Source organism: uncultured Nisaea sp., assembly GCF_963974195.1.
GTDB lineage: Bacteria > Pseudomonadota > Alphaproteobacteria > Thalassobaculales > Thalassobaculaceae > Nisaea.
On the sequence record NZ_CAXBDC010000133.1, the window covers coordinates 1 to 10,266 of the forward strand.

8 protein-coding genes and 1 tRNA gene are annotated in these 10,266 nt (G+C 59.7%); all 9 read right to left on the reverse strand.

What is annotated here, in order from left to right:
• Positions 1–2,271, reverse strand: a 2,271-nt coding sequence (rpoC, locus tag AAC126_RS20055) for a DNA-directed RNA polymerase subunit beta' (protein ID WP_339856826.1), incomplete at its 3' end; no start/stop codon positions are given.
• Between the two features lie 132 nt (positions 2,272–2,403).
• Complete coding sequence (gene rpoB / locus AAC126_RS20060; RefSeq protein ID WP_339856829.1) at positions 2,404–6,585, reverse strand: DNA-directed RNA polymerase subunit beta; 4,182 nt, start codon at positions 6,583–6,585, stop codon at positions 2,404–2,406.
• Between the two features lie 236 nt (positions 6,586–6,821).
• On the reverse strand, positions 6,822–7,202 hold the full coding sequence (gene rplL / locus AAC126_RS20065) for a 50S ribosomal protein L7/L12 (protein ID WP_339856832.1): 381 nt from the start codon (positions 7,200–7,202) through the stop codon (positions 6,822–6,824).
• Positions 7,203–7,251: 49 nt separating this feature from the next.
• On the reverse strand, positions 7,252–7,764 hold the full coding sequence (gene rplJ / locus AAC126_RS20070) for a 50S ribosomal protein L10 (protein WP_339856835.1): 513 nt from the start codon (positions 7,762–7,764) through the stop codon (positions 7,252–7,254).
• 288 nt (positions 7,765–8,052) lie between these two features.
• Entirely contained in the window at positions 8,053–8,751 is a 699-nt protein-coding gene (gene rplA, locus AAC126_RS20075; protein ID WP_339856838.1) for a 50S ribosomal protein L1, read from the reverse strand.
• 4 nt (positions 8,752–8,755) lie between these two features.
• Positions 8,756–9,184 carry a 50S ribosomal protein L11 gene (gene rplK, locus AAC126_RS20080; protein ID WP_339856840.1) on the reverse strand — a complete coding sequence of 143 codons (429 nt, stop codon included), beginning with the start codon at positions 9,182–9,184 and terminating at the stop codon, positions 8,756–8,758.
• Between the two features lie 81 nt (positions 9,185–9,265).
• Positions 9,266–9,796 (reverse strand): transcription termination/antitermination protein NusG, encoded by a 531-nt coding sequence (gene nusG, locus AAC126_RS20085; protein WP_193174085.1) that lies wholly within the window; start codon positions 9,794–9,796, stop codon positions 9,266–9,268.
• Positions 9,797–9,800: 4 nt separating this feature from the next.
• Positions 9,801–9,998: a preprotein translocase subunit SecE gene (gene secE / locus AAC126_RS20090; RefSeq protein ID WP_193174086.1), complete on the reverse strand. Its 198-nt coding sequence runs from the start codon at positions 9,996–9,998 to the stop codon at positions 9,801–9,803.
• A 67-nt stretch (positions 9,999–10,065) separates the two neighbouring features.
• A tRNA-Trp gene (locus AAC126_RS20095) sits at positions 10,066–10,141 on the reverse strand.
• Positions 10,142–10,266: the final 125 nt, after the last annotated feature.

A 10,266-nucleotide genomic window follows, 5' to 3' on the forward strand; every position in this document is an offset into this window, starting at 1 on the left:
AAGGCCTTCCTTGAAGTTCGAGGTGATCGGCGTTTCGATGATCTCGCCGGACGGCTTGGCCATCAGGCCGCGCATCCCGGCAAGCTGCTTGATCTGCGTCGCGGAACCACGGGCACCGGAATGGGCCATCATCCAGACCGAGTTGACGGGCTGGCCCGGCTCCTCGTTGGACATGTGCTCCATCATCTTCTCGGCGACCATGTCGGTGCAACGGGACCAGACGTCGATGACCTTGTTGTACTTCTCACCCTGGGTGATCAGACCATCAAGATACTGCTGCTCGAATTCCTTCACCTCGGAATGGGCCTGATCGACCAGTTCCTGCTTGGCGTCCGGAATGATCAGATCGTCCTTGCCGAAGGAAATACCGGCGCGGCAGGCATGGCCGAAGCCGAGGGTCATCAGACGGTCGGCGAATATCACCGTGTCCTTCTGACCGCAGTGCCGATAGACCTGATCGATCACGCTCTGCACTTCCTTCTTCGTCATCAGCTTGTTGATGACACTGAAGGGCAGATTCGGATTTTTCGGCAGAAGCTGCGCGATCTTCAGGCGGCCCGGCGTGGTCTCGACCCGCTTGGTCACCTCTTCACCAGTCTCGTCGAACGTGTCGACACGAGCATGGATCTTGGTGTGCAGCATCACCGCGCCGGAATTCAGCGCGTGTTCGATCTCTGCCATTTCAGCGAAGACCATGCCCTCGCCCTGCATGTTTTCACGCTCGATCGTCAGGTAATAGAGACCGAGAATGATGTCCTGGGACGGCACGATGATCGGCTTGCCGTTCGCGGGGCTGAGGATGTTGTTGGTCGACATCATCAGCACGCGCGCTTCGAGCTGGGCTTCCAGGGACAGCGGTACATGGACCGCCATCTGGTCACCGTCGAAGTCGGCATTGAACGCGGTACAGACCAGCGGATGCAGCTGGATCGCCTTGCCTTCGATCAGCACCGGCTCGAAAGCCTGGATGCCTAGACGGTGAAGGGTCGGCGCACGGTTCAGCATGACCGGATGCTCGCGGATCACCTCTTCGAGGATATCCCAGACTTCCGGACGCTCCTTCTCGACCATCCGCTTGGCGGCCTTGATGGTGCTGGCGAGACCGTACAGCTCAAGCTTCGAATAGATGAACGGCTTGAAGAGTTCGAGCGCCATCTTCTTCGGCAGGCCGCACTGATGCAGCATCAGGCTCGGGCCGACGACGATGACAGAACGGCCGGAATAGTCGACGCGCTTGCCCAGCAGGTTCTGACGGAACCGGCCCTGCTTGCCCTTCAGCATGTCGGAGAGGGACTTCAGCGGGCGCTTGTTGGCGCCTGTGATGACCCGGCCCCGGCGGCCGTTATCGAACAGGGCATCGACGGATTCCTGCAGCATGCGCTTTTCGTTACGGACAATGATGTCCGGCGCACGCAGCTCGATCAGCCGCTTCAGACGGTTGTTACGGTTGATCACCCGGCGATAAAGATCGTTCAGGTCGGAGGTGGCGAAACGGCCACCATCGAGCGGAACCAGCGGGCGCAGTTCCGGCGGAATGACCGGAATCACGTCCAGGATCATCCATTCCGGACGGCAGCCGGATTCCTCGAAAGCCTCGATCAGTTTCAGACGCTTGACGAGCTTCTTGCGCTTGGCTTCCGAACCGGTGGTCCGGAGTTCCTCGCGAATGGTCTCCTTCTCCTCGTCAAGGTCGAGGTTGATCATCATTTCTTTCAGCGCCTCGGCGCCGATCATGGCCTTGAAGGTATCCTCGCCGTACTCGTCCTGCGCGTCGTAGAAATCCTCTTCGCTCAGGAGCTGACGATATTTGAACGGCGTCAGGCCCGGCTCGACGACACAGAAGCTTTCGAAATAGAGGATCCGCTCCAGATCCTTCAGGGTCATGTCGAGCAGCAGACCGATGCGGCTCGGCAGGGACTTCAGGAACCAGATATGGGCAACCGGGGAGGCCAGTTCGATATGACCCATCCGCTCACGGCGCACCTTCGAGAGCGTGACTTCAACGCCGCACTTCTCGCAGATGATACCGCGATACTTCATCCGCTTGTACTTGCCGCACAGGCACTCGTAGTCCTTGATCGGACCAAAGATCCGGGCGCAGAACAGACCGTCGCGCTCCGGCTTAAAGGTCCGGTAGTTGATGGTCTCGGGCTTCTTGATTTCACCGAAGGACCATGAGCGGATCCGCTCCGGGCTCGCAATCGCGATCCGGATATGATCGAAGCTCTGAGGGCCGGACGGCTGACCAAAGATGTTCATCAACTCGTTCATCAAGCATCTCCTTACGTCACTGGGACGTTATGCGCCGACTTACCATAGTGTGGGCGACGCGGCCGGGAACGGCAAGTCCGCCCCGGGAGGATAAAACCGGGCGACCCTGTTTAGAGGGCCACCCGGAATGTCTTACAGCTGATCTTGTTCCAGCTCGACATTAAGACCGAGGGAGCGAAGTTCCTTCACGAGAACGTTGAAGGATTCCGGAATACCCGCCTCGAAATTGTCGTCGCCGCGAACAATCGCCTCGTACACCTTGGTCCGGCCGGACACGTCGTCCGACTTCACCGTCAGCATTTCCTGCAGGGTATATGCAGCGCCGTAGGCTTCCAGGGCCCAGACCTCCATTTCCCCGAAACGCTGACCACCGAACTGCGCCTTACCACCCAGCGGCTGCTGGGTCACAAGGCTGTACGGGCCAATCGATCGTGCGTGGATCTTGTCGTCCACAAGGTGGTGCAGTTTCAGCATGTAGATGTAGCCGACGGTCACTTTCCGATCGAACATCTCGCCGGTCCGGCCATCGATCAGGTTCACCTGACCGGTGGAGTCGAGACCCGCCGTTTCCAGCATGGCGACAATATCGTCTTCCTTGGCGCCGTCGAACACAGGCGTTCCCATCGGCACGCCCCGGCTCAGGTTGCCGGCGAGTTCAAGGATTTCGCCGTCATCCAGCGGCTCGATCTCGGCCTTGTACTGCTTTTCGCCGTACACCTTTTCGAACAGAGCCTTGAAGCCGTCGGTCTTGGCCGTGTTGTGGATATCGGTCAGCATCTCGTTGATCTGCAGCCCGAGGCCATGCGACGCCCAGCCGAGGTGGGTTTCAAGAATCTGTCCGACATTCATGCGGCTTGGCACGCCAAGCGGGTTGAGCACGATGTCGACGGCCGTTCCGTCCTCGAGATAGGGCATATCCTCGACCGGATTGATCTTGGAGATGACACCCTTGTTGCCGTGACGGCCGGCCATCTTGTCACCCGGCTGCAGCTTGCGCTTCACCGCGACGAAGACCTTGACCATCTTCATGACGCCCGGCGGCAGCTCGTCACCGCGCTGCAGCTTTTCGACCTTGTTGTCGAAACGGGACTGAAGCTCTTCGACGCTCTTGTCGAATTCGCTCTTGATGCCTTCCAGATATTCCATCCGGGCCTCGTCCTCGACAGAGAACTGACGCCACTGGCCCTGGGTGTATTCGGAGAGAACCGCCTCGGTGATCTCGACGCCGCCCTTGAAGCCCTTCGGACCCTCGACCGCCTTCTGACCGAGAAGCTGTTCCTTCAGACGGGCAAAGAAGCCACGCTCCAGGATCACCCGCTCGTCATCGCGGTCTTTCGCGAGACGTTCGATTTCGGACCGTTCGATGGCCAGCGCACGCTCATCCTTGTCCACACCACGGCGGGAGAAGACACGGACCTCAACGACCGTACCGGTGCCCCCCGGCGGAACCTTCAGGGACGTGTCACGGACATCGGAAGCCTTTTCACCGAAGATCGCACGGAGGAGCTTTTCTTCCGGCGTCATCGGGCTTTCGCCCTTCGGCGTGACCTTACCGACCAGGATATCGCCCGGATTCACCTCGGCACCGATATAGACGATACCGGCTTCGTCGAGGTTCTTCAGGGCTTCCTCGCCGACATTCGGGATGTCTCGCGTGATCTCTTCCTGACCCAGCTTGGTATCGCGGGCCATGATCTCGAATTCCTCGATATGGATCGAGGTGAAGACATCGTCACGGACGATGCGTTCGGAGATCAGGATCGAATCCTCAAAGTTGTAGCCGTTCCAGGGCATGAAGGCGACGAGCACATTCCGGCCGAGCGCAAGCTCGCCCAGATCCGTGGACGGGCCGTCAGCCATGATGTCGCCAGCCTGGACCCGGTCACCGACCTTCACCAGCGGACGCTGGTTGATGCAGGTGTTCTGGTTCGAACGCTGGAACTTCAGCAGCGAATAGATATCAACGTTGCTTTCGGTGCTCGCGGTCGCGTCGGTCGCACGGACAACGATACGTGTCGCGTCCACCTGATCGACAATACCGGAGCGCTTGGCGACGATGGTCACGCCACTGTCCTGGGCAACGCGGGCTTCCATGCCGGTGCCGACATACGGCGCCTCGGCTTTCACCAGCGGAACCGCCTGCCGTTGCATGTTCGAGCCCATCAGCGCGCGGTTGGCGTCATCGTTCTCGAGGAACGGAATGAGCGCCGCGGCGACGGATACGAGCTGCTTCGGCGAAACGTCGATCAGATCAATGTCTTCCGGACGGGCCAGACCGAAGTCACCCCGGCGGCGAACCGGGATCAGCTCCTCGACGAAACGGTTTTTATCGTCGATCGGCGCGTTGGCCTGGGCCACGGTGTACCGGCCCTCTTCCATCGCGGAGATGTAGCGAACCTCGTCCGTCACCGTGCCATCGACAACCTTGCGGTACGGGGTCTCGATGAAGCCGTACTGGTTGACGCGGGCATAGGTCGCCAGCGAGTTGATCAGACCGATGTTCGGGCCTTCAGGCGTTTCAATCGGGCAGATCCGGCCATAGTGGGTCGGATGCACGTCGCGCACCTCGAAGCCCGCACGCTCACGGGTCAGACCGCCCGGGCCAAGCGCCGAGAGACGGCGTTTGTGGGTGATCTCGGAGAGCGGGTTGGTCTGGTCCATGAACTGGGACAGCTGCGAGGAGCCGAAGAACTCACGGACAGCAGCCGCAGCCGGCTTCGCGTTGATCAGGTCATGCGGCATCACGGTGTCGATCTCGACCGAGCTCATGCGCTCGCGGATCGCCCGTTCCATACGCAGCAGGCCAACACGATACTGGTTTTCCATCAGCTCGCCGACGGACCGGACACGACGGTTGCCGAGGTGATCGATGTCGTCGATCTCGCCCTTGCCGTCCTTCAGGTCGACCAGGATCTTCAGGATCGCCAGGATGTCGTCCCTGCGCAGGGTACGTAGCTGATCGTCTGTTTCCTGATCGAGACGGGCATTCATCTTCACCCGGCCGACAGCGGAAAGATCGTACCGCTCGGAATCGAAGAACAGCCCGTTGAACAGATTTTCCGCGGTCTCGAGGGTCGGCGGCTCACCCGGGCGCATGACCCGGTAAATGTCGACCAGCGCTTCTTCGCGGGTGGTGTTCTTGTCCATCGCCAGCGTATTGCGGACATAGGCGCCGACCGTCATGTGGTCGATCGCCAGAACCGGAAGCTCTTCGATCCCGGCGTCGGCAATCGTCTGCAGCAGCTCCTCGGTGATCTCGTCACCGGCCTCGACAACGATCTCGCCCGTTTCCGGGTTGATGATGTCGATGGAGATGTACTGGGTCAGCAGCTCCTCGCTCGGGACGTAAACGTCCTTGAGGCCGGCTTCGCTCAGCTTGCGGCCAAGGCGCGGGGTCATCTTGTCGCCGAGCTTGGCGACGACTTCGCCGGAATCCGCATCCACCAGATCGCGGGTCAGTTTCTGGCCACGCAGACGGGACACGTCGAAAGCGGTTTTCCAGCCTTCGCCGTTCTTGGTGAAGGTGATGGATTCGTAGAAGTAGCTGAGGATGTCCTCGGAGGTCAGCCCCGTGACCTGCGACCGGTCAATATCGGCACCGGTTTCGTGGCATTCCTTCAGATAAGACTCGGCCTGGTCGCTCATCAGCGCGAGCAGAAGCGTGGTCGCAGGCAGCTTCCGGCGGCGGTCGATGCGGACATACAGGATATCCTTGGCATCGAATTCAAAATCGAGCCAGGAGCCGCGATACGGGATCACGCGGGCTGCGAAGAGATATTTGCCGGACGAGTGCGTCTTGCCCTTGTCGTGGTCGAAGAACACGCCCGGCGAACGGTGCATCTGGGAGACGATGACACGCTCGGTTCCGTTGATCACGAAGGTACCGTTCTTCGTCATCAGCGGCATGTCGCCCATATAGACGTCCTGCTCCTTGATGTCTCGGATGGAGCGGGAACCGGTCTCTTCCTCAACGTCCCAGACAACGAGGCGCAGGGTTACCTTCAGCGGCGCCGCGAAGGTAATTCCGCGCTGCTGGCACTCCTCCACGTCATATTTCGGCGTCTCGAGCTCATAGCTGACGAACTCGAGCATTGCCCGCTCGGAGAAGTCCTTAATCGGGAAAACCGATTTGAAGACTTCCTGAAGCCCCAGAACCTGACGGTCTTCGATCGACACGTCTTTCTGCAGGAACAGGTCGTAGGAGCTTTTTTGAACCTCAATCAGGTTCGGCATTGGGGACGCTTCGAAAATGCGCCCGAAATCCTTGCGCACACGCTTGCGACTGGTGAAGGAACCAACGGAGGAAATCGCCATGGTCAAACCTCGCCCACCTTTCGTTCGAACAGGAGCGGTCGGGACGGGTATCCGTCCGCTCCATGGCTCCCGCGCCCGTCGCGAGAGCCGCCTTTTCGGCCGGCCGGAAAAACCGGCCTCCCGGCCTTACCGCTGATGCCTAGGCAGCACCGGTAAGAACAGGAAAAGGGCAGGGCAACGTGCGCGTCTAACGACGCGCCCGCACCCCACCCGTATTCCAGAGTAACGCCAAGGCGTTACTTCAACTCGACGGTCGCACCAGCTTCCTCGAGTTTCTTCTTCAGCTCTTCGGCTTCGTCCTTGGAAGCGCCTTCCTTGACGGCTTTCGGCGCACCTTCGACGAGGTCTTTCGCTTCTTTCAGGCCAAGACCCGTGATCGCACGAACTTCCTTGATCACGTTGATCTTCTTGTCGCCGGCAGCGGTCAGGACAACGTCAAAGGAGTCCTTCTCTTCTGCAGCGGCGGCACCGGCATCAGCACCACCAGCAGCGGCTGCAACAGCAACCGGAGCAGCGGCGGAAACGCCCCATTTTTCTTCAAGCATCTTCGACAGATCGGCCGCTTCCAGGACCGTCAGGGAAGAGAGCTCTTCAACAAGCTTCTCAAGATCAGCCATTAGTAAATACTCCAGACTTGAGCTTCGTTAAACGGAGTGGATCGTCCACTCACCCCTCTTTGCTGCTGTAGGCAGAAATCACCCGGGCCATTTGACCGGCAGGTGCCTGCAGTACACCAGCGACCTTGGTCGCCGGGGCCTGCAGCAAGCCCAGCAGCTTTGCACGCAGTGTGTCGAGGGACGGCAACTTGGCGAGAGCCTTGACCTGCTCGACATCGAGCATTTTTGTGCCGAGAGCCCCGGCGACAATGGTCAGTTTCTCGTTGGCGTTGGCGAACTCGACGGCAACCTTGGCAGCGGCAACAGGATCTTCGGACGTAGCAATCGCCGTCGGACCCGTGAAGGACGCGTCAAGGTTTTCGTACTCCGTGCCTTTCAGAGCGAGACGAGCGATCCGATTTTTCGTGACTTTGTATCGGGCCCCTGCTGAACGCATCTTGCCGCGGAGGTCATTGACCTCATCGACCGTCAGCCCGACCTGATGGGTCACCACGACAAGCGTGGAGTCCGAAAAGGTCTTGTTCAGGGTCTCGACCAGAGCCGCTTTTTCAGTACGGTTCACTGATCATCTCCGCATCTGCGGGCCTTGGCACAATGCCAAAGCCCCCTTTGCACATTGAACCGGCGGACACCATGCCCACCGGCCCGGTTCGCCTGTCCCAGAAGCTCAAACTTCAGTCTGCCCCGGCATACCGGGATCGAAATCCGTTTTCACCCCTGTCTGTACGGGAAAATTAAGCCGTGGAGCCGAAGCCCCTTGGCACCCGTAGTCTCGGACAGGTCGGGGCCGATCCGAAGGCCGGCCCCTGCTCCCGGCGCCCGTTAAGGCGCCGGAAATCACACACAAGACCTAGGCAGAACCCAGGACTGAGGTATCCACTTTCACACCCGGCCCCATTGTGGAGCTGAGCGCGATGCGCTGAACGTAAGTGCCCTTGGCACCAGTCGGCTTCGCGCGGGTGATCGCATCGACGAACGCATTCGCGTTCTCGAGAAGCTGCTCCTCGGAGAAGCTCGCCTTGCCGATGCCGGCATGAACGATACCGGCACGCTCGACGCGGAACTCGACCTGACCGGCCTTGGCGGCAGTCACGGCAGCACCCACATCCGGGGTCACCGTACCGAGTTTCGGGTTCGGCATCAGGCCGCGCGGGCCCAGCACCTTACCGAGACGACCGACGAGGGCCATCATGTCCGGCGTGGCGATGACACGGTCGAAGTCCGTCCGGCCATCCTGGATTTCCTTCATCAGGTCATCCGCACCGACGATCTCGGCTCCGGCTTCACGGGCTTCGTCAGCCTTAGCGTCTTTCGCGAAAACCGCGACGCGAACGTCTTTACCCGTGCCGTGCGGCAGAGCAACAACGCCACGAACCATCTGATCGGCATGACGCGGGTCGACACCGAGATTCATGGAAATTTCGACGGTTTCGTCGAATTTCGCCTTGGCGCCACTCTTGACCAGCTTCACCGCTTCGTCGAGCCCGTGGAGCTTCAGACGATCGACACTTTCATATGCGCCCTTGAGACGCTTACCCAGCTTCGCCATGATCCTACTCCACAACCTCAACGCCCATGGAACGGGCGGAACCGCGGATCATCCGGCATGCGCCTTCAAGATCGACGGCGTTCAGATCCGGCATCTTCGTTTCAGCGATCTCACGGACCTGGTCCATGGTGATCTGGCCGACAACTTCCTTGCTCGGGTTGCTCGCGCCCTTCGGAAGCTTCGCGGCCTTCTTGATGAAGAAGCTGGCCGGCGGAGTCTTCGTCACGAACGAGAACGTGCGGTCCTGATAAGCGGTGATCACAACCGGAGTCGGCGTGCCTTTTTCAACATTGCCAGTGGCCGCGTTGAAGGCTTTGCAGAATTCCATGATGTTAAGCCCGCGCTGACCCAGCGCCGGGCCGACCGGCGGAGACGGATTCGCCTCACCAGCCTTGATCTCCAGCTTGATGTAGCCAGCGATCTTTTTCGCCATTGTACTTACCTCTCATAGTGCCGGGTGGTGCGGGCTTCCAAGGTTTTCAGGAAGACCTCCCACGCGGACATCATTTGAACGTCAGATCTTTTCGACCTGGGTATATTCCAGCTCGACGGGGGTCGACCGTCCAAAAATCGACACCGCAACCTTGAGACGGGATTTCTCCTCGTCCACATCCTCAACATACCCGTTGAAGGACGCGAACGGCCCGTCGGAAACACGTACCTGTTCGCCAATCTCGAAGATGACGGACGGCTTCGGCCGCTCGACGCCTTCGGCGACCTGCTTGATGATCCGTTCGGCCTCGGATCTCGAGATAGCCTGGGGCTTGCCCTTGCTACCAAGAAAACCGGTAACCTTCGGCTGGTCCTGAACCAGGTGCCAGCTTTGATCGGTCAACTCCATCTTCACGAGGATGTAGCCGGGGAAAAACTTGCGCTCGGCGTTCACTTTCGTGCCGCGGCGCATTTCCACAACTTCCTCGGTCGGAACCAAGACTTCTTCGATCAGGTCTTCCATCTCATGCGCGGCTGCCTGCTCGCGAATGGATTGCGCGACCTTCTTCTCGAAGCCGGAATAGACATGGAGGACGTACCAACGCGGTGCCAACGGCCTAAGCCCCCAAACCCAAAATAAATTTCACGCCCCACGACAGCGCGCCATCGACGAGGAAAAAGAAGATAGACGCGAGCGTCACCATGATGAAGACCATCATAGTGCCCACGCCTGTTTCCTTGCGGCTCGCCCAGGTCACCTTGGAAACTTCCTGGCGAACCTGACGGACGAACTGCGCCGGAGAAACCTTTGCCATCGTGATCCGTTTCTGTCAGCCGGGCTGTATAGCGCCCCGGCGGAATGAAATCAACAGTGCTGAAGCGTGGCAGGAGTGGCAGGGATCGAACCCGCAACCCCCGGTTTTGGAGACCGGTGCTCTACCAATTGAGCTACACTCCTACGCCGCGCTGCAAGTTGCCGCCCCAATCTCTCCGGATGAGAGGCCGGGACGGCAGCCTGTTAGTAAAATTTTACTCGACGATTTTGGCGACGACGCCGGCGCCGACGGTGCGGCCACCTTCGCG